Source organism: Gilliamella sp. B3367, from assembly GCF_026536825.1.
GTDB lineage: Bacteria > Pseudomonadota > Gammaproteobacteria > Enterobacterales > Orbaceae > Gilliamella > Gilliamella apicola_E.
Genome location: NZ_JAFNNJ010000002.1, coordinates 223,212 through 245,096, shown reverse-complemented (window position 1 = coordinate 245,096; position 21,885 = coordinate 223,212). Strand labels below are relative to the sequence as shown.

Annotated in this window: 15 protein-coding genes; 2 read left to right on the top strand and 13 right to left on the bottom strand. The window is 36.5% G+C overall.

Annotated features, from left to right (window positions below; all coding sequences use genetic code 11):
• Positions 1-7: 7 nt before the first annotated feature.
• From J3U23_RS04115 to J3U23_RS04100, 4 genes are all read right to left on the bottom strand, one after another.
• On the bottom strand, positions 8-1,759 hold the full coding sequence (locus J3U23_RS04115; RefSeq protein WP_267338563.1) for a bifunctional alpha/beta hydrolase/class I SAM-dependent methyltransferase: 1,752 nt from the start codon (positions 1,757-1,759) through the stop codon (positions 8-10).
• 3 nt (positions 1,760-1,762) lie between these two features.
• On the bottom strand, positions 1,763-2,380 hold the full coding sequence (locus J3U23_RS04110) for a CDP-alcohol phosphatidyltransferase family protein (RefSeq protein ID WP_267338562.1): 618 nt from the start codon (positions 2,378-2,380) through the stop codon (positions 1,763-1,765).
• Between the two features lie 20 nt (positions 2,381-2,400).
• A complete protein-coding gene (locus tag J3U23_RS04105) occupies positions 2,401-6,675 on the bottom strand; it encodes an acyl-CoA dehydratase activase-related protein (protein ID WP_267338561.1) in 4,275 nt (1,424 codons plus the stop codon).
• Between the two features lie 161 nt (positions 6,676-6,836).
• Positions 6,837-7,553, bottom strand: a complete 717-nt coding sequence (locus J3U23_RS04100; protein ID WP_065563497.1) for an epoxyqueuosine reductase QueH — start codon at positions 7,551-7,553, stop codon at positions 6,837-6,839.
• Between the two features lie 650 nt (positions 7,554-8,203).
• Between J3U23_RS04100 and J3U23_RS04095 the strand changes: the two genes are divergently transcribed.
• Together J3U23_RS04095 and J3U23_RS04090 are read left to right on the top strand one after the other, a co-directional pair.
• On the top strand, positions 8,204-9,592 hold the full coding sequence (locus tag J3U23_RS04095) for an EmmdR/YeeO family multidrug/toxin efflux MATE transporter (protein ID WP_305082835.1): 1,389 nt from the start codon (positions 8,204-8,206) through the stop codon (positions 9,590-9,592).
• Between the two features lie 224 nt (positions 9,593-9,816).
• Positions 9,817-10,488, top strand: a complete 672-nt coding sequence (locus tag J3U23_RS04090) for an OmpW/AlkL family protein (protein WP_267330290.1) — start codon at positions 9,817-9,819, stop codon at positions 10,486-10,488.
• A 43-nt stretch (positions 10,489-10,531) separates the two neighbouring features.
• Here J3U23_RS04090 and J3U23_RS04085 read toward each other — a convergent pair whose 3' ends face one another.
• The 9 genes from J3U23_RS04085 to J3U23_RS04045 form a co-directional block, all read right to left on the bottom strand.
• Positions 10,532-13,390, bottom strand: coding sequence for a valine--tRNA ligase (locus J3U23_RS04085; protein WP_267338560.1), 2,859 nt, complete (start codon positions 13,388-13,390; stop codon positions 10,532-10,534).
• Between the two features lie 182 nt (positions 13,391-13,572).
• Complete coding sequence (gene panC, locus J3U23_RS04080) at positions 13,573-14,418, bottom strand: pantoate--beta-alanine ligase (RefSeq protein WP_267338559.1); 846 nt, start codon at positions 14,416-14,418, stop codon at positions 13,573-13,575.
• Positions 14,419-14,436: 18 nt separating this feature from the next.
• Positions 14,437-15,279 (bottom strand): 3-methyl-2-oxobutanoate hydroxymethyltransferase, encoded by an 843-nt coding sequence (gene panB, locus J3U23_RS04075; protein ID WP_065563502.1) that lies wholly within the window; start codon positions 15,277-15,279, stop codon positions 14,437-14,439.
• Complete coding sequence (locus J3U23_RS04070) at positions 15,276-16,121, bottom strand: Rossmann-like and DUF2520 domain-containing protein (RefSeq protein WP_267338558.1); 846 nt, start codon at positions 16,119-16,121, stop codon at positions 15,276-15,278. Before J3U23_RS04070 ends, panB begins: the two co-directional genes overlap by 4 nt.
• A 313-nt stretch (positions 16,122-16,434) precedes the next feature.
• Positions 16,435-16,743: a hypothetical protein gene (locus J3U23_RS04065; protein WP_267336902.1), complete on the bottom strand. Its 309-nt coding sequence runs from the start codon at positions 16,741-16,743 to the stop codon at positions 16,435-16,437.
• Between the two features lie 139 nt (positions 16,744-16,882).
• The gene (locus tag J3U23_RS04060; protein ID WP_267338557.1) at positions 16,883-17,356 is read right to left on the bottom strand and encodes a hypothetical protein; all 474 of its coding nucleotides are present in this window, start codon (positions 17,354-17,356) and stop codon (positions 16,883-16,885) included.
• A 747-nt stretch (positions 17,357-18,103) separates the two neighbouring features.
• Positions 18,104-19,555, bottom strand: a complete 1,452-nt coding sequence (locus tag J3U23_RS04055) for a hypothetical protein (RefSeq protein WP_267338556.1) — start codon at positions 19,553-19,555, stop codon at positions 18,104-18,106.
• A gap of 281 nt (positions 19,556-19,836) precedes the next feature.
• Positions 19,837-20,295, bottom strand: coding sequence for a DNA polymerase III subunit chi (locus J3U23_RS04050; RefSeq protein ID WP_065734189.1), 459 nt, complete (start codon positions 20,293-20,295; stop codon positions 19,837-19,839).
• An 8-nt stretch (positions 20,296-20,303) separates the two neighbouring features.
• The gene (locus tag J3U23_RS04045) at positions 20,304-21,782 is read right to left on the bottom strand and encodes a leucyl aminopeptidase (RefSeq protein WP_267338555.1); all 1,479 of its coding nucleotides are present in this window, start codon (positions 21,780-21,782) and stop codon (positions 20,304-20,306) included.
• Between the last annotated feature and the right edge of the window lie 103 nt (positions 21,783-21,885).

Genomic DNA, 21,885 nt, shown 5'->3' with positions numbered 1-21,885 from the left:
AACATAATTAATTCGAATTTCGTTGTGCAAGCGAAACGGTAAAAATACCCCACTGATCTACCAACATGGTAACTTTAGTAAATCCAGCTTCCTCAACTAACTGATCCATCTCAAGCTGAGTCCGTCGTCGCATAATCCATGCTTTCCCTTCTCGATGAGAGGTTAAAGCTCTAGCAATAAATTCAAGTTGAGGATGCCAAGGTTGATTGGTATAAATTAAATATCCCCCTGCTGGAATCACATCGGACAACCCTAACAAAGATTCACGTAATAACTGATTATCATCAAACAATTCATATAAACCTGAAACCACCGCTAAATTAGGTTTTGGAGATAGTTGTGACAGTTCATTACGACTAAATGCATCACCTTTTTCAAAACGGACAATATCACTTAAACCTTGTTGTTCTATGAGTATACGCCCATCACGAATATTGATATCACTATAATCACGTAATAAAACCGAATTTGGTTTATGGGCAATTTGATTAATCGTTTCAAGAATGTAGCGACCATGTCCTGCAGCTATATCAACAATGTTGACTTCATCAGATTGTAGCTTTTCAATAGTTTGCTTTAACAATTGCTCTAAATGGTTTTTACGTTGTCGAATACCCCGCCAGCCAATAGATTGCAAATAGAGATAATCAAAAAATTGACCGAGTTTAGAGGAACCAGAAGGTTCATTTCGATAAACATAATCTAGTGTACTACCCGAATCAAATCCTGTTTCTAAGCCTAGCTTGATACCATCCGACATTTTACCAGCATGTTTTAAGGTCGCTCGAACACACTTCCAATACCATGACTTAATCCATCCAGAAGGCGGTAATGCTAATTTATCGGTTTCCATGCGAGTATAACCAACTCGATCAGCATTTGTTAATACCGGAACATTGGGTTGATTTGCAAAACAGCCTTGTATAAACCGCCTCGCCCTATCGATAGCCATATAACGATCTTTCTCGCCAAACGTATCGTGGTAAAATTTTGGTAAGATATGGAACTCTTTTTGGTTTGTTCCCAAATTATCATAAAAAATTTTCTGCGGTTTACGACGCACCACAAAATCAGAGCCAGAAACGAGTAATTGAGTGGGAACAGTAATGGCGTTGGCATCTTTAACAATTCGATCTGATACCGCATAAAGATCAAGCAATAATCTAACTGAAATAGGTCGAGTAATTAATGAATCTTTATTAAAAGATTCAGCCCGACTAACATCATGCGTTAATAAATTCGGTTTGACATAACTATTTACGAAAAAATTTCCTTTTAGATTATACAGTAACTTAAGTCCTGGCACAGCTAATGGTACATATAACTTAACGCTAAATGCGGGTGATCCTAAAACCAAGGCGCGAATATTTGGCACATAATCATGCACCCAAGCGCTTGCAATTACCGCCCCTACACTTTGAGCGATAACGGCAATATCTTGCATAGTCAAAGAGTATTCCTCAATGATATGCTTAATAAAACAATCAGCATCTTTAATTAGCGTGGCAAAATTGGGAGCATCACCACGCTCACCTTCTGATTGACCGTTTCCTCTCGCATCCCAAGCAAAAATATGAAAGTCAGGTAAATCAAGTTCATCAGCCAAATGGGCTACTCGTCCAGAGTGTTCATGACCTCGATGAAAAAGTACAATTGCTTTTGAAGTCATTTGATCATTAGTCTCGACAGCTGGCCAATAACGATAGAATAATTGACAACCATCATGACTAATAAATGTTTTTTGCTGCTGTTCACGCATAAGCTAATCCTTGATACTTGTTGATTCTTGCAATCCCTTCCTAACTCTATTAACTACCGTAATTAATAACAAAAAGATAATTAGCCACAATACAGTATTAAGCCAATCAAGTGGTAACAAATAGGTAGAAATGCCTAAACTTATTAGGCTAAAAACAAAAGCCCGATCACTTTTACCCATGGGGCCATCATAACGTCGTGAGCTACCAATCATCACACCGAGTACTCCAACAAACTCAGTTAAAAAAGATAACAAAACGACTAAAATAACTAAACTGTTATTGACCTGATTCAATTGAGTAAAGATTAATAGTAATACAGAATCAGAAACCACATCACAAATCTCGTTTAAATAAGAACCAAGATTAGATTTTTGGTTATATTCTCTTGCTAGCATACCATCAATCGCATTGAGTGCCATCCTAATAAACATCCATAATGGTATTAACAAAAATAACCATAGATGATCTGCAAAATAACCTACAAACATAGCAACTAATATCGACCCAACACAAGCACCTAATGTCACCTGATTGGCAGTTATTTGTGAATCATAGAGCAACTTCACATAAGGACGAAGCAATGCTTGAAAGCGCGATTTTAATTGATAAACAGAAAACATTTTCGTCCCTTTATCCATAATTAAACAATACGTTGTAATTGAGTATACTTTAATGAACTCACCATAAAATGCAAACGGTTAAGCACATTAACTTCACCTGCGCCATCATCAAAATCCAAATAAAGCAAATTAAGTTTTGGATTAAGGTCACGCATACGTTTCTCTACCCCTTTTGAAACAACATGATTAGCAATACAGCCAAACGGTTGTAGACTAATCACATTATTAATACCGTGTTGAGCAAAAGTCATAATACCAGCTGGAATTAACCAACCTTCACCATATTGATTAGCTAAACTAAGAATTTCTTTCGCTTTTGTCGCCATATCACGAATATTGTGGAATGGTTGATAATGTTTAAAGCCCGACAAAATCTGATTAGTTTGATCAATGTAGTTCTGCGCTACCTTTTCAAAAAAGTGAACAAAATAAGCAACAAAACTCTTGTTGATAATATAATTATCAACATTACTATCATAGTTAACAAAAGACTGAGCAAAAAACTCGATCATTGGCGGAATAACCGGTTCTATTCCCTGTTCGACTAGCCAATCTATGCTATTTTGATTTCCGAAACCGTTATATTTAACGTAAATCTCCCCAACAATTCCAATTTGAGGGCAATCTTTATTTAAGGTTTCGATTTGATTGAAATGATCGACAGCTTCTTTTAACAGCAAAAAGATCGCCTTTTTGCCTTTATGTTGATTGATAATTTGTTGTAACTTTCTAATATAAAGTTCTTTCAACTGATTAGCTTGCTGTTTATATTTTGCTCTAGGCGCAATCGAATAAAACATCTTTGAAATCGAATCGGCAAACAGCATAGCAAAAAAAGTTGTTGGTAATGTTTTGAGCCAGTTAAGTTTAAAGCCTGGTTGTTCGATTTCATTAATATTACCTGTACTTAGCGACACAATCGGAATATCTTCATAACCATTACTAATCATTGCTTTCTTAATTAAAGAGAGATAACTACTCGCCCTGCACTGGCCTCCTGTTTGGGTAATACCGATAGCCACTTCATCACGCTGATATTTACCTGAATTTAGCGCTTTAATAATATCTCCAACAATAATCGTTGCTGGATAACAAATCTCATTATTACAATATTTAAGTCCCCACTCGACCGAACTTTTGTCTGGTTTTGGAAGGATTTCAAGCTTATAGCCAGACAAAGCAAAAATTGGAGGTAACAATGGAGAATAAAAATCTGAAATAAATGGCGCCAATATAGTACGGCGCTGTTTGTCTTGCTTAGCAAAAATAGTCGTATTTTTACGCTTAACTATTTTTAATGGTTGTTGATGATTCATGCAGATTGATTCAATAATCGAACGCAAACGCAAACGTACTGAGCCAGTTGCAGTGATCTCATCGACACGAATAATCGTACATGTCTTACCTTTGGATTCTAAAATAGCCTTACACTCATCGGTAACAATTGCATCAGGACCACATCCAAAAGAGTTAAGTTGCACAAACTGAATATTTTTGGGTTGCTCAGCAACAAAACTTGCTGCTGCATACAATCGATTTGGGTAACTCCATTGTGAACAGATTTGTAACTCTGGCGATAATCGACTGATTTCACCCAACACGGAATCCTCGGTTATGACATCACAACCTAACGCATTTAAAATCTCAGGTGTTTTATGATTAATTAAACTATCGCTATGGTAAGGTCTACCCGCTAAAATAAACACATAGCGACCAGTCTCTTTAGCATTATTCAACACCTCAACAGCTTTTTTATTCAATGATTGTTTATATTCAGCTTGAGCAACTAATGCATGTGCAAAAGCCTGACTCGCCACGTTTTTAGGAATACCGAGCGACATTAAATAATTGATACATCCTTTTTTGAGTAACTTCTGATCACTAAAATTAATCACTGGATAATCCAACGGTACATTATATTTCGTCTTTGGATTGATCGCGCTATTTACCACCTCAGCATAACTACTCACAATCGGACAGTTATAACTATTAATTGCATTATCAAAATGGTCAGACTCAAATACCACCATCGGCATAAAAATGCGATCAACCTTCTGCTCTATTAACTCCAAAATATGGCCATGAACAAGTTTGGCAGGAAAACAGATGCTATCTGACATCACGGTACCTGCCCCTTTCTCATAAAGATCATATGTCGAATAGGGTGAAAGCGTCACATTTATTCCACTTCTAGTTAACAACGTATGCCAGAATGGAAAATTTTCATATTGCCCTAAAACACGAGGGATTCCGATATGGAGTTTAGCGTCAACATTATGCGTATTAGCTCTATCGAATAACAATGCATTCTTATAATCAAACATATTAAATGCATTTTTATTTTGATGCTGATTATTGCTTAAAAAACGCTCGCACTTATTACCGGAATAATAACGTTGACCATTAGCAAAGCGATAAATCATAATATCGCAATTATTCTCACACCCCTTACAGCGTGAAGGTTTAGCTTTATTATCTTCAGCTTTCTGTAGATTATCTAAGCCAATAAACTGCGAAGGGGTTTGATTATTTATATAATGATTTTTCGCAACTAGCGCTGCACCATAAGCCCCCATCAATTCAGGAATATTGGACGTAGCGATTTGAGCACCAGTTAACTGCTCTAAAGCACGAAACACAGCAGGATTCTTAAAAGTACCACCTTGAACCACAATATGATCGCCAAGCTTGCGCATATCATGAAGCTTTAGCACTTTATGAATCGCATTTTTAATCACCGAAAAAGCAAGTCCAGCTGAAATATCGCCAACAGTCGCATTTTCACGTAGTGCTTGTTTCACTTTAGAGTTCATAAATACCGTACAACGCGTTCCTAAATCACAAGGATTATTGGATTTACACGCTGCATCAGCAAAATCAATAGTATTGGAATTAAGGGATTTAGCAAAAGTCTCAATAAATGAACCACAACCTGACGAACAAGCTTCGTTAAGCTCAATATGATTCACCACGCCATTGGCTATAAAAATGGCTTTCATATCTTGACCGCCAATATCCATGATGAAACTCACCTTAGGGTCGATATGTTTAGCTGCGGCAAAATGAGCCATTGTCTCAACCAAACCATCATCGATGGCAAAAGCTGCTTTCAACAACTCCTCACCATAACCAGTAACACCAGTACGAACAATTACAATCTCTTTACCAGATGCCTCAATCTCATCCTTAAGTACCGTTAACCCTTTAATTAATGCCTTGATTGAATGACCATTATTGGGTGCATAATAGGTAAAAAGTAGCTCATCATTCTCACTAATCAGCGTAATCTTAGTAGTTGTTGAACCACTATCGATACCTAAATAAGCGTTTTGCTTTTGATAAGAGGTTAAAGCTAGGCGAGGAATTTCGATATATTTGCGTTTTTGTTGCCAATCATTAAATGATAGCGACTGGTTAAATAACGGTTTTAAGCGAAAAGATTGATTGACTTGAATCTTATTTGACGCACTTAGTCTATCAATGAAATCATTGATAGTAAGTTCACTACGTTCAATAGCATGGATTGCCGCTCCCCAAGCCGACAATAACGTAGGATGCTCTGTGGTAACAATTTGTTCCTCATTTAACTTTAATGTTTCTAATGCGGCTTTGCCTAAAGTTGGAATAAATGAAAACGGCCCGCCAATCAGCATAACTTTTGGCACAATATCATAACCACGCGCTAGCGTATTCACTAACTGAATACAAACTGCATGTAGAACAGAGTAAGCAATATTTTCTTTGGAAACATTACGGCTAATTAAATTTTGCACATCGGTTTTCGCAAACACACCGCAACGAGAAGCGATTGGGTAGACTTTATCGTGTTTGGTTGCAAGCAGGTCAAATTCCTGCACAGGGGTATTAAGTAAAGTTGCCATCTGATCGATAAAGGCACCGGTTCCTCCAGCACAGCTCCCATTCATACGAATATCGGGCGGACGATCAGGAAAAAAGAAGATCATCTTACTATCTTCCCCACCGATATCAATTAGAGTTCGCACCTCAGGATATTTGCGTTGTACCACTTCCGATGCGGCTACAACTTCCTGAATAAAAGCGATACCGGCCTTCTCAGAAATCCCCATCCCAGCAGAGCCTGTCACCTTAACCGACACAATAGCATCATCACCAATCTGCTGTTTAATTTCATCTAAAAGGGATAAAGCGGTATTAACAATATGGGTGTTATGACGAACATAATTGGTATAAATAAAATTATCCTGTTCATCGAGTACAACACACTTAGCTGTTGTAGAACCCACATCCAATCCAAGCCTATATATTTTTGGCATAAACAAACTCACATTTTGCAAAATTAGACTTAACCAATAATAGGATTACAAATAATTATTATTCTTCTTTTATAAAATTATTATAGCGAAATCTTTCAGATTTTTAATCAATTTGTTAGGGAAATGACATTTTGGATGTTTTGAAGAGGATCAATATCGAGTTATACTTTCTCCAGCCCTTGCTTAGCGATAGCAATTACATTCTTCAGATCGACACCTTGTGCTTTTGCAGCAAAAATACAGCCGCAATAACATTGACGATAAACATCGTACTCCTTACAAAGTTCGATAGAACGCTTATAACCATTATTCTTTTTGAAATCGGAAGGTAAATAATTAACTGAAAAAATTTCCTGAATTTCGAAACCAAGTTGGTTGATTTTTTGACTATTCTTTTTAGGACTCAGCGTTAACGCACTAGCAAAATAATCAAAGCCCAACTCTTGCGCCTTAATCGCCGCCAAATCTAACCGCATCTTATAACAAAGATGGCACCGCTCACCACCTTCTGGCGCATCACGCAAATGCTCTACCTGTTTAATAAACTCAGCCGGTTGATAAGGTGCTTCTAAAAACTGCACCTGGTTGCCAGTCTTTTGATTAAAGTCAGCAATAAACTTCTGTTGAACGACACTGCGATACTCATATTCCACGCGGGGATGAATATTTGAATTGGCAAAATAGATCGTGATATCAGCATACTGTGCTAAATATTCCAGTACATAAGTACTACATGGTGCACAGCAACTATGGATTAACAACTTAGGTCGAGCCGCTGCCAACTGCCAATCAGCAATCACTTCTTTTAAAATTGAATCATAATTCACTTTATTATGAGGATTTAATTTTTCGAGAATATCTTTGGCGTTGATTAACATTCGTACTCTTTAACGTTTGCTTAAGTAAATAATGGAAAATAAGGCAGCTATAATATAGCGAACTGAAAAAGCGTTCAAGTTTAAGGCGAAAAGATCGCTTTTTGAAGAAAATTAAAGCTTCAAAAACCCCGCTCCTCAACTTTTTTTGATGATTATCTCTTCTTATCTCAACATTACTTTTTAAACACTTAAAAAAGATTTATGCCCTTTACTTAATTATGTATTGAAATTTTACTATAGCTAAATCATATTTTAATGGATCAAGTTTGATCTTCACGCACTGAAATCATATAAAGATAAGCTATCTTTTTACATAAACACTATAAGTATGTAGTGAAAATTTTATCCTTTTATAATATGGTGAGTAAGATTTAGTTACTTAGAAAAAAGCATCTTCTTCAAACACCACTTATAACAAGTTCTCTAGAGAAACGGCAATAAGCAGCACTAAAATTACCTAATCATTTAATTTTTAATCTTAAATATCATAGATTAAAGAGACAATGCACTGACAATGTTGAGTATTATATCAATTAAAATTGATAGCCATTTTTTTAAAACATAATTTCATTTTTATCACATAAAGGCGTTATAATAGCCACAAATTATCGAATAAAACTTTAGGCCTTAAATTGGATGTTCTAAGTCGATTGAAGAATCTTCAACTTTATAAAAAACGACGTTCAAACAATGTGCTATTCTGGCGCGAAATATATCCTTTAGCAATGCCAATTCTTATTGAGAATTTGTCTGTCATTTTAATGGGTATATTCAGTACATTTTTAGTAAGTTGGATTGGTAAGGCCGAGATGGCTGCCGTCGGTTTGGCCGAAAGCTTTAATATGATTGTGATGTCCTTTTTTATGGCGGTTGCACTCGGAACTTCCGTCGTAGTAGCGTTTAGTTTAGGACGACATAATCGTAAAAAAGCAGTAGTAGCAGCAAGACAATCTATTACGCTATTAGTAATAATCTCAATTTTACTATTTCTGTTCGTTGAGTTTTCAGGCTATTGGATTGTTGAGATTATTGCCGGTAAGGCTGATCCTGAAGTTAAGGAATTAACACTAACCTTTCTAAGATTAACCGTTTTAGGTTACCCTGCCCTTGCCTTTATTTTAGTTGGTTGTGGCGCTTTGCGTGGTGCTGGCAATACTAAAATTCCAATGTATCTAAATATCCTTATGAACATTCTGAATCTATCGATTAGTTATGTACTAATTTATGGTGCTTTCGGTTGGCAAGGACTTGGGTTTATCGGTGCAGGTATTGGTTTAACTACATCTCGTTATTGTGGGATGTTTTTTATTTTGTTGGTGTTGACCATCAAACCAAGCCGGGCATTATTTATCCCACTTCGCAGTTATTTTCATTCGTTTAATGGCAAGATACTGATTGATATTTTAGGGATTGGCATTCCGGCTAGCGTTGAGTCGGTAATGTTTAATATAGGAAAATTACTCACGCAGACCTTTGTTGCTGGCATGGGCACATCGACTATTGCGGCAAACTTTATCGCGTTTTCAATTGCTGGATTGCTTAATTTGCCAGGTGGAACACTTGGCGCAACCTCAACCATAATCGTTGGTAAGCGCATTGGTATGGGGCAAATCTATCAACCAACCCGGCAACTTAAGTATATCTTTCATTTAACCAGTTTATTACTCTGCTTTTTAGCATTTTTATCCATTCCGTTTGCTGGATTATTAAGTTCGCTCTATACCGATGATCAGGAAGTTATCGAAATTTCCAAACATTTACTTTGGTTTAATGCCTTATTTACCCCATTCTGGGCGTCATCCTTTGTTTTGCCATATGGTTTTAAAGGGGCGAAAGATGCTAGCTATACCATGTGGGTCGCTATCGGCAGTATGTGGATGTGCCGTATTGTAGTGGGCTATATTTTTGGTGTTTATTTCGGCTTTGGTGTGATTGGTGTTTGGTTTGGTATGTTCTTAGATTGGATTATACGAAGCATCTTCTTTTATCATCGACTTATCAGTGGCAAGTGGCTTTGGCGTCATCAAAAGCGAATTTAAATCAAATTGACCTATTGAATCTGAATCAATTGAACAAAAAGCACTATTAATTAATTCATCTAAAAAATCTACCATATCATTACTCATGTTATGGTGCTAAGATATTCATCAATACCTTTAGGTAATTGTTAATCCTTTTAAGCTTTATATTAAAGAACGGTCTGTTAATGAAGCATATATCACGCTCAGTTAGCAGTTTATATAAATATAATAAGGAGATAAAAATGAGAGTATCGTCAATTGCTATGCTAGTTACTTTCGGATTAGCAAGCTCAGCCGCTCTGGCGCATAGTGCCGACCAAATTATCATCCGTGGTGGTCCTGTCTATGTTCATCCTCAAGATAAAAGTGATCATGTTAAAGTAGGTGGTGCAAAGAGTGATCTTAAGGCTAAAGCCGATAATGACACGCAACTAGGCCTGAATTTTCAATATATGATTACTGATAATTTTGCTATTGAATTATTAGGTGCCACACCTTTTAGTCATCAAGTGAAACTTGGCGGTGGTAATTCTACTGGTTTATCCGGTGCTCATTTAGGAAAAATTAAACATTTACCACCAACATTAAGCGCACTGTGGTATCCGCTTGATAGTAGCTATGAGTTCCAACCTTATGTTGGCCTTGGTGTTAACTATACTTTCTTTTTTGATGAAAAACTTAGTGGTGAAGCTAAGAAAGCAGGCTTTCATGGCTTAGACTTAGATAATTCCTGGGGCTGGGCTGCACAAGTGGGTGCTGATTATTCTTTAGATGAGAATTGGCTAATTAACGCGCAAGTCCGTTATATCGATATTGAAACTAAAGCTAAAACTCATTTAGGTAATACTAAAGTCACGGCAAAATACGAACTCGATCCTTGGGTTGTAATGCTCGGTGTCGGTTACAAGTTTTAATCATAAAAAAACCTCTCATATGAGAGGTTTTTTATTGATGTCCTTAAAGACTTTTTATTGCTTCATACTGCTCTTGTAATTTAGCTTTGTCAGCAACATAGCCTTGTTGTTTCTCTTTCTCTTTAGCCACTACAGCTGCTGGTGCTTTATCAACAAAGCTGGCATTGGAAAGCTTGTTATCAATACGTGCAATTTCGCCTTCAATGCGAGCTATTTCTTTTTGAAGTCGAGCTAGCTCATCATCTTTATTGATCAAACCAGCCATTGGAATAAGTAGCTCTGCACCATCAACCAATTTGGTTACCGATAATGGCCCTGCTTCACTTTCATCTAACAAGACAATTTCTGATAATCTTGCTAAAGACTCTATAAAGGTGACATTGTCACTAATAATACGATGCACCGTCGGTGATGCTTTTCTGATCAATAATTGTAACGGTTTGCTTGGCGCAATATTCATTTCAGCACGAATATTACGAACAGCGATAACGGCATCTTTAATCCAATTGATATCAGCAACTGCTTCATTATCAACTAATTTGCTATCAAAGGCAGGCATTGGTTGTAACATAATAGTATCTGCTTTGATGGCCATTAATGGTTTTACACTTTGCCAAATAGCTTCAGTTATAAATGGAATGATTGGATGAGCCAAACGCAAGAGTGCTTCAAGGACTGTTACTAACGTATGACGAGCTGCTCGTTGTTGATTTTGCTCGCCATTAGCTAATACTGATTTGGTTAACTCCAAATACCAGTCACAGAACTGATTCCAAGTAAATTCATATAAGATATTAGCCGCTAAATCGAAACGATAAGTATCAAATGCTTCGCGGTATGTTTTCACCGTTTGATTAAACTCCGCTAAGATCCATTTATCCGCTAATGAATACTCTAAATCACCACCTTTAAATCCACAATCGTGATCTTGAGTGTTCATTAATACATAACGGCTAGCATTCCATAGTTTATTACAGAAATTACGATAACCTTCTAAACGTTTTAGATCCCAATTAATATCACGACCAGTGGACGCCAGTGCCGCTAAAGTAAAACGTAATGCATCGGTACCGTGGGCTTCAATGCCATTAGGGAACTGTTTTTCAGTACGTTTGGCAATTTTTTCAGCAAGCTGTGGTTGCATCATGTTACCAGTACGTTTTTCTAATAAATCGGCAAGTGATATCCCATCAATCATATCTAAAGGATCGATAACATTCCCTTTAGATTTTGACATTTTTTGCCCTTCTTCATCACGAATCAAGCCAGTTACATAAACTGTTTTGAAAGGTACTTGAGGTTTGCCATGTTCATCTTTGATGAAATGCATCGTCATCATAATCATTCTTGCGACCCAGAAGAAGATGATATCAAAACCAGTTACAAGAACATTCGTTGGATGGAAAGTCGCTAAATCATCGGTCTTTTCTGGCCAACCTAAGGTTGAGAATGTCCACAGCGCTGATGAGAACCAAGTATCAAGTACATCATCATCTTGTGATAACTCGATATCAGCAGATAGACCGTTTTCACGGCGAACTTCAGCTTCGTCACGACCAACATAGACATTACCTTGATTATCATACCAAGCCGGAATTCGGTGTCCCCACCATAATTGGCGCGAAATACACCAATCTTGGATGTCATTCATCCATGAAAAATACATGTTTTCGTACTGTTTAGGTACAAATTGAATATCGCCATTTTTTACAGCAGCTATTGCTGGTTCAGCTAAGACTTTAGCGCGAACATACCACTGATCGGTTAACATTGGTTCAATGACCACGCCACCACGATCACCATAAGGAATGGTGAGATCATGTGGTTCAATTTTTTCTAAAATACCTTGAGCTTCACACTCTGCAACAACTAATTTACGTGCAGCAAAACGTTCTAAATTTTGGAATTGTGTCGGAATCTCAGTTGAGTAAGCGGTGCTTGACTCACCATTAGTATCAAATACTTCTGCTTGCGTACGAATCTCACCATCAAAGGTAAAGATATTAATCATCGGTAATTGATGACGACGCCCTACTTCATAGTCATTAAAGTCATGAGCAGGTGTGATTTTTACACAACCGGTACCTTTTGTCATATCCGCATGTTCATCGCCAACAATAGGAATACGACGATTGACAAAAGGTAATATAACAAATTTACCAATGAGATCTTTATAACGAGGATCTTCAGGATTAACCGCCACACCAGTATCACCAAATAGTGTTTCAGGACGAGTCGTTGCGACAACAAGATAATCTTTACCATCTGCCGTTTTCGCACCATCCGCTAATGGGTAACGCAAATGCCACATTGATCCTTTAACTTCACGATTTTCAACTTCAAGATCTGAAATTGCTGTGCGTAATTTTGGGTCCCAATTCACTAAGCGTTTACCGCGATAAATCAAATCTTCTTGATAAAGTCTTACAAAAACCTCTTTAACAGCATTAGAAAGGCCTTCATCCATCGTAAAACGTTCACGATCCCAATCAACAGAATCACCTAAACGTCTCATCTGCTTAGTAATACTTCCACCTGATTCAGCTTTCCATTGCCAAATTTTTTCAATAAAGGCATCTCGACCATAATCATGGCGAGTTTTATTTTCTTCAGCGGCAATTTTACGTTCTACCACCATTTGGGTAGCAATACCTGCATGGTCAGTACCTGATTGCCAAAGCGTGTTATTACCTTGCATACGGTGATAGCGAATTAATGCATCCATAATAGTTTGTTGAAATGCATGTCCCATATGCAAACTACCCGTTACGTTTGGTGGTGGAATAGCAATGCAATAACTAGGCTGAGATTTGTCACCATTAGGCTTAAAGTAACCACTTTCTTCCCAATGTTGATAGATAGGTTGTTCGATTTCTTGTGGATTATAAGTCGTATTTTTCATAATAAAGGCATCAATCCTAATTCAAGGCATAAAAATGGCTATTATTCTACAGTAAAAAGACATAACAATAAATTGCTAGACGAATAAAGTCGTTGATTAAATCGATTTTCCTAGACGGTAGGAATATGGTAAACAAAAGATCGCTTGTCGATAAGCGATCTTTTATCTCAATAAATGGATTGTTAATGATGATAAATAAAATTATCGATCAATCTAGTTTTACCAATATAAACCGCTAAAGCGCATAGACTATCTTGCTTTAATACATCAACATTGGTTAACGTTGCAAAATCAACAAATTCAATATAGTCAATTTTAGCTAATGGTTCATTATTTATCACGTTTTGCATGGTCTTCAAGATGGTCGCAACTGATTTTTCACCCGCTTTGATCATTTGCTTAGCCTGTTCAATTGAACGATATAAGCAAATAGCGGCTAGGCGTTCTTGTTCAGACAAATAGCTATTGCGCGAACTTTTAGCCAGTCCATCACTTTCACGCACAATCGGGCAACCAATAATTTCGATGGGAATATTGAGATCTTGTACCATTCGTTGAATGACGGCTAATTGTTGCGCATCTTTTTGTCCAAAATAGGCACGATCAGGTTGAGTAATATTAAATAGTTTGGTGACAACTGTACAAACACCTTTAAAATGTCCTGGTCGCTTTTTTCCACAAAGCGCATCAGTTAAACCATTAACATTGACATAGCTATTGAAATTCGCATCATACATTTCATCGGCGGACGGACAAAAAATCAAATCAACGCCCATTTGCTGACAGGCTTTTTTATCTCTTTCTAAATCACGCGGATAGCTAGCTAAGTCTTCTTTAGGTCCAAACTGCATTGGATTAACAAATATGGTAACAATGACTCTTTGATTATCTTTTTTAGCACTAGCCATTAAGCTTTGATGACCTTCATGCAGATAACCCATGGTCGGCACTAAACCAATACTTTCGCCATTGTTACGCCATGATTTAACCTGATCGCGGACTTCATCGATAGTGGTTATAACTTTCATGTTTATTATCCTTCCAAGCTAGTTTGAAAATTCAGATTTGAGTTTGGTCATGATCTCATCATCAATAGCAAACTCATGAATAGGTGCAGGGAATTGTTGCTGTTTAACTTCTTGGCAATAATCCGCAAATGCCTGTTTCATTTGATCACCCATTGGGGCAAAAGATTTAACAAATTTGGACGATACACCATCATACATAGATAACATATCTTGATAGACTAAAACTTGCCCATCACAACCATGACCTGCGCCAATCCCAATAGTAGGAACGCTAACAAGTTCAGTTATAAATTTAGCTAAATCAGCAGGTACACATTCGAGTAAAATTGCCGCAGCGCCTGCCTGTTCAACAGCTAAAGCATCTAAAATAATCGCTTTTGCTGCTTGATAATTTTTACCTTGTACTTTGTAACCACCCAATGCTAATACTGATTGCGGCATTAAGCCAATATGGGCAATGACAGGAATTGAGGCTTGAGCGATCATCTTAATATGCTCACAAAATGCTTGTCCACCTTCAAGCTTCACCGCCTGAGCATTCCCTTCTTGTATCAATCGTCCAGCATTATGTACGGCATCATAAACAGATGCATGGTAAGACATAAACGGTAAATCGGTTACAACCAATGCTTTTTTAGCGCCTCTAGCCACGGCTTTAGAGTGATGGATCATATCGTCCATAGTGACTGATACTGTGCTTTCATAACCCAGCATAACCATACCTAATGAATCACCCACTAATAAACAGTCGACACCGCTATCATCCATCAATTTTGCTGTCGTATAGTCATACGCGGTTAGCATGGTGATCTTTTCTTGATTTTGTTTGCGTTGTTGTAAAGTCAAAATTGTATTTTTCAAGGTAACAGCTCCATTTCTAATTGATGATAATCCCTATCCGGATGTTTTTGACGACTGATATTAACTAATATTGTCGATAGTTGTTGATATAACGGTTTAATATCATTCGGTAAGTTGGCAAGATGTTGTTTTATCGTTTTGATATCATTTCGTTCAACAGGACCTGTTAATGCTTCGATTGGTCCTACATTACAAATATTTTTAGCATTATCTAAAAACAGTGTATGCCATGCTTGTTGGCAAAAACTGCTATCTAATCCACATTTTTCTAGCATATCACTGCCCACTTGAGCTAATGCGACTACATGATTACTCAACATCACACAAGCTGCATGATAAAGCGCTTTATGTTCTGCTGATAATATCGCTATCGAATTACTCAAAGGCGACAATAATTTTTGTAATGCCGGTAATAGCGTTGGATCAGCTTCTAAAGTAAAAGATATTTTTTCCATGCTTTTATAGCTGGTAAAACGATCGTAGATAGCCGATAAAGGATGGAAAGAAAACGAATGTGGATGAACAGTTTGTTGAATGGTGAATATTTGTGAAGTTAGCAAACCACTGCAATGACCAATCCATTTATCATTGATAGGTAACTGACTAAGTGACTGCCAAACCAGACTAATTTGACTATCTGGTACCGTTAAAAAGAGACAATCACAATCATCAACTAAACTTGGTAACGTTAAATAGGTTTTGCTCTCTGTAAAATCACTTGCGATTTGCGCTTGGTCCACATTACGACTATAAAAACCAGCAATTTGTAAACCATTATGTTTAAAATATTTAGCCAGCGTACAACCTACTTTACCCGCACCGATAAAACCAATATTCATCATAAATAACAAAATTTAAACAAAGCGGCATTATAGCCTAATTTGATTGAGATTCAATTTTTAACCCAAAAACAAGATAAAATTCAAGAACTACTCACTAATTAAACCTCAAAAACCCCGCTCCTCAACTTTTTTTTAATAATTTTAAAAAGCCATGCACGCGATTGATAAAGATTAATAATAATCTTGAAAAGTTAAACATCGTCATCCCTGAATTATCATAATGCAATCCTATAAATAATAGATAACATATAATTTATTATTCTTTCCCAAATTATTTGCACATCTTTTTGATGAATTTGCATCTTCTTTTTTCTTAATCTTTTTTATCTTTCCTGTTTTCTGAATTAAGTTGTTTTTTACGTTTATCTTCTTCCAATTTTTTCTTTTGTTTTGATTCTTGTAGGTTTTTGAAAATATGATAAAAAATGACACCAACAGCCATGACGAATAGAAAAAAGATAAATATAGAAGGATCATCTCCATCGCCACCCCTTGAAGGGTGTCTAGAGGAATAATGCGTATGAATTCGTGGGGTATAATAACTTCTGTAAGCCCTAATCCCATACGCATTTTGTATCAGAGTAATAAAAAAAACTAAAGCTACTATTATTTTCGTTTTCATTATTTGTACATCCTTGTAAAGACCAAATTATCCTTAATCCAATCAATCTTAATCTTTTGATTATTTGATACTAAAAATCCTTTTAATTCTAAATACAATGCATCTTTCTACAACAAAAAAACGCAAAAGGAAGTTAAATTCAAGGTACACGTTTACAAGTAGCTTCAATATTAAATTCCATAAAGGTTCTTCTTGGATCACAATGTTCGTATTTTGTAAATGAACTCTCTTTTAATTCATCTTTTGAAATAAACTTATACTCAATTTCAGTTATAATATTATTGATTTGATCTATCGATTCACATTCAATTGCACCATTGAGTTTTGCGTAGTTATCATCAGGAGAAATAGGCGCAATAAACGCATAATATTTTGTTTCTACTGCGAATCCTTCTTCCTGTTTCTCAATAAACGCTACATAACCTGTATTATTGAGTGTATAAGATTGTATTCCTTTCAATTTTGAGTCGTAATAATGATAGCTTGTACCGCGACTATCGTCGACTTTACAATCCCAAGTTCCTTCTAGCATTTCAGCAGTAACTTTTTGTCGCTCTTGACAACCAACTAGAGTCAATAATGATATTGAGAGCGCCAATAAATTTTTAAACATTTTACTTCCTGTATAGAATTGACTATTGTCTATTATAACAAACAATTTAATAAATTCTTCATTAATTTAATAGGTTACACATAGCGACAATATTATTCATAGGTGAAATTTCCTTTCAATAAAGCTTTGCCAACCTTCGACTAAGGTCTTTTTATAATTTGTGATGCTGATAGGATTTTGAAATTTTATTGAGCAGATTTTCCAGCTCCTGATGCCGTCTTTATATAGTATTACTGATGCTAGAACTATCTTGCCACATCAGATATAGCCATTCCTTGTAATAATAAATTTATTGATAACAACCTTATTTTTATAAATTTAAGAACATAAAATTAGGATGGTTTTTAGGTTAAATCTAGCTTCTTTGTAGGTTTTATATCTTTATCGTGCTTGCGATTTTTATTGTTCTTCAATGGGGACAACGTCAATAATATCGCGATATACGCCAGCAAATTCAGGGTTTTGCTCTTGTGTTTAATATTCCACTGTTATTTTACAAAATTAAAAATACAACTTTGCGCCTTAATAAAGTTTGCCTAATTAGTTAGTCAATCATGCTAAAAGCGATGGTGAGATACGCGTTGGTATATAGACTTTTTACAAAAAGCAAAGCGGAAGAATTACCAATTCAATAAGGCTGAGTTTGTGAGTGGATTAATGGTTATACAAAGAAAATAGACTGTTAAATTATCTTTAAAAAAACCTTATAACAAAAATTGCTATAAGGTTTTTTCTCAACAACGATAATTACCAAGCCACACAACTGCTTAAGAAATTATTATAGCTGTCGGTTCTGAAACCAACAACGCCAGTTCCTGATTCAACTACGTAATGATTTTTGGGACTATGGACGGTCGCAGCCCAATAATATGCGTCACCATAATCACTATCATAAACTATCCAATCACTATCCGGATAATATTCCCTGGTTACCTTACCCCATTCAGAGAATATACCACCCATCCATTCGGTAGTCGCACTGTTTCGGTAGCTAATCTTCCTACGGTAAATTTCGCCAACTCCTGGTACACCTTCTTCCCAGTTAATTTGGTTGCCGGATGCGTCGACTTTACGATTAGAGTTTGTAAAATCCCATACTGCCGGTAGATGGTATGTACCATTTAAGGTATTACAACGATCAGAACTAGCAGCCCAATTTTCTGAAGGGCCATCCGGGAAGGCGATCATCCAGCGTTGAATAAAAAATGAATAAAATGCATGAGTTTTGTTGCGATCGGCGTACAATTTAAAAATTGAAGGAACAAAAGTACCGCCATTGCTTGCAGCTGAAGGCCCTTTTAAGGTCACTCGCAATTTTCCGTTATGCTCACTTAAGGCTAAATGTACCCCAGTTCCACCAAGAGATGAAACGTTAGTACCATTGATATCGATAACTTCAGCAACACTTAAGCCGGCAAGTTTAAGGTCGAAAAATAAGTTGTTAGATCCAATCGTTGGAAAATTGTTTCCCGGATTATCGGTATCATTTATCGTAAAGCCCTTACCTCTAACCCAAGTGTTATCTACATCACCTTCATTGTTAATATTCGGTTGTGCATAACAAAATTTAACCCCAGAAGCGACTTTCGGGTACATATAATAAGCGTGTTGTTCGCCGATAAAAGAACTTTGGTTAGGAATACCATATTGCGTGCTGATCGTGCCATTGTCAGCAGATATCAATAACTTAAAAGGGGCATCACAAGGATCTAATACAGCATTTTGATTATTTTTAACAAAATTGGTTAGATCATTACCGTCACCGTCAGTCCAATTTACCAGTAAATCGCCAGTTATTACCGGGTTATTATCGCCGTCATCATCACCCCAAAAATTAGAATTGAGGATGACATCTTGAATCGGTAGTCGAGGGTAATTCGCGTTTTGCGAAGGCAATGTGACGATAGTTTTTATATCGGAGAATTTGACATCTTCGTTATCAAATTTAATCGGATGTTCAGTCGATGAGGTATCAGTATGCGCAGTGATTTCTTCACCATTGGGTAATGTGATTGACAACAAAGGGGATAGATACTCCGATTTGGTTTGTCCATTATCAAATGATACATAAGGTGGGTAACCTTCGATACTTTTTAAGGTGGATACCGAGATTGACGTAGCTGAATTAGATATAGTAAGCAAGCCTAAAGTTGATAGTAATATTTTTTTCTTTTTAAGAAGAAAATTGTATTTGAACATATTTTAGTCCTTTTTTGTTACAACTTGTTTTTTATTGTTTTTTTTATTGTATTTTGATCTTTCCTGATCTTTTCGAGAGTATAAATTAAAGATATTTGTTAATCAATTTGTTATACCTATCGTATTAGTCAGAGAAAATTAATCTTGGATATTTTTTGAACACAATCTAGAGGATTTGGATTTAACGCTACAGTGATGAAGAGAAACTACATAAATATTACAGGTATAATCGACTCAACTACTGGAATTCCCCATCTCTTTTACTGATAAATCTAGCAATGCTAGCTAATTAAGATCGGAATGGTTTTAAGATTAAAGCCTGCTTGTTTATAGGTTTTATACCTTTCACGGGCTAGCGATTTTTGTTGTTCTTCGATAGGGACAAAGTCAATAATATCGCGGTATACACCAGCAAATTCAGGGTATTGCTCTTGTAGATTGATAAGTAAGTGACGTGAACCATTGCTACTGCGCTTTTGTGGCCAACAGATTTCGACAGGTGATCCGCTTTTCAGGCCTTCGCCAGCTAGATTATGGGGAACAAAATTTTCAGTATCGAGTTGCCATAAATATTCATCAATACGTTCAGCTTGAGCTTGATCTTGACAGGCCACTAACACACGTTGCCGATTTTGCCATGCTTCAACAATTTTTTCACACGCTAGCTTTTCTTTGAATAAAACCCCGGCTTCATTGGCTGGGGTTGGGTTTTCAAGTAGATAAAATATCACTTTTTTCATGTATTTACTCATTTTTGGTTAAGTAAGTATTGAATTAACATCGCGACTGGTCTGCCTGTAGCGCCTTTGTTTGCACCCGATTTCCAAGCTGTTCCTGCAATATCAAGATGTGCCCATTGGTATTTTTCAGTAAAGCGAGATAGGAAACAAGCGGCTGTAATCGTTCCTCCATCTCGACCAGCAGCATTGACAATGTCAGCGCAGGTTGATTTGATTTGTTCTTGGAAATCACTATCAATCGGTAATGACCACGCTTTGTCCCCTGCTTGATTTGAAGAATTCACAAGTTGTTCAGTAAGTTCTGCGTTATTTCCCATCACCCCAGTATAATGATGACCGAGTGCAATGATACAAGCACCAGTAAGTGTAGCAATGTCAATCACAGTCTTTGGTTGGAAACGTTCAACATAAGTTAAAGCATCGCATAATACTAAACGACCTTCTGCATCGGTATTGATGATTTCAACGGTGGTGCCCGACATGGTGGTTAAGATATCACCAGGACGGTATGAATTACCATCTGGCATGTTTTCACAACCAGCCATCACGCCAACTACGTTGATAGGTAGTTTTAATTCAGCCACAGCTTGCATTACACCAAACACAGTGGCAGCACCACACATATCATATTTCATTTCATCCATACCGGCTGAGGGTTTGATGGATATGCCACCTGAATCGAAGGTTAATCCTTTACCAACTAATACATATGGTTTGGCTTTTTTGTCTTTGGCGCCATGATATTCTATGACCGTCATAATTGATTCATTAGCTGAGCCTCGTCCAACCGCTAAATAAGCGTTCATGTTGAGTTTAGCAAGCTCTTTTTCACCTAAGCATGTTACTTTCAAGCTTGAATGCTGTTTACCTAAACTTTTACCCTGCTCTGCTAAGTATTTAGCATTGCCGATGTTAGATGGCATGTTGGCAATGTTTTTGGTACTGACAATAGCATTTGCAATAATTTGTCCTTGCGATAATTGACTTTCAACATGCTTGATTGTTTTTTTATCACTATAAAGTAGCGTTACTTTTTGTAAGCTTGGTTTTTCTGATTTTGTTGATTTGAATTGGTCAAAGCTATAGGTTAATTCGCTAGTAATTTGTGGTAGTTGTTTAGCAATTTCACCACTTATTGCAGGATTTAGAGTTAGAATGTCCCAACTGATATTTTTAACTTGTTTAGTTATTAACTCTTTTGTAGCTGCTTGTATCATTTTTTTTGCAGCGTTAATATCAAAATTTTTTGCTTGGCCACACCCTACAACCAATATTTTCGGAGAATTCGGGCTAGCGTATAAAAAGGTGGTTTTGCCTAATTCGCAGTTAATGTCACCTGACTTGATCAGCTGACTAATCATACCCTTGGTTAATTCATCTATATCCTTGATTAAACTAGTTTGTTTCTTGCCTAATTGGACAGTTACCACTAAACATTCTTCTTTTTGTAATGTGATTAATGAGCTGTTTTTGATTGAGTATTTCATAGCGTTCTCTTGTAAGATTTTTATGGTGAATAGTAACATTTTATCGGTTCATTAAACGATAGCAACAAAAAGATAACGAAACAACGCAAATCAGATTATAATA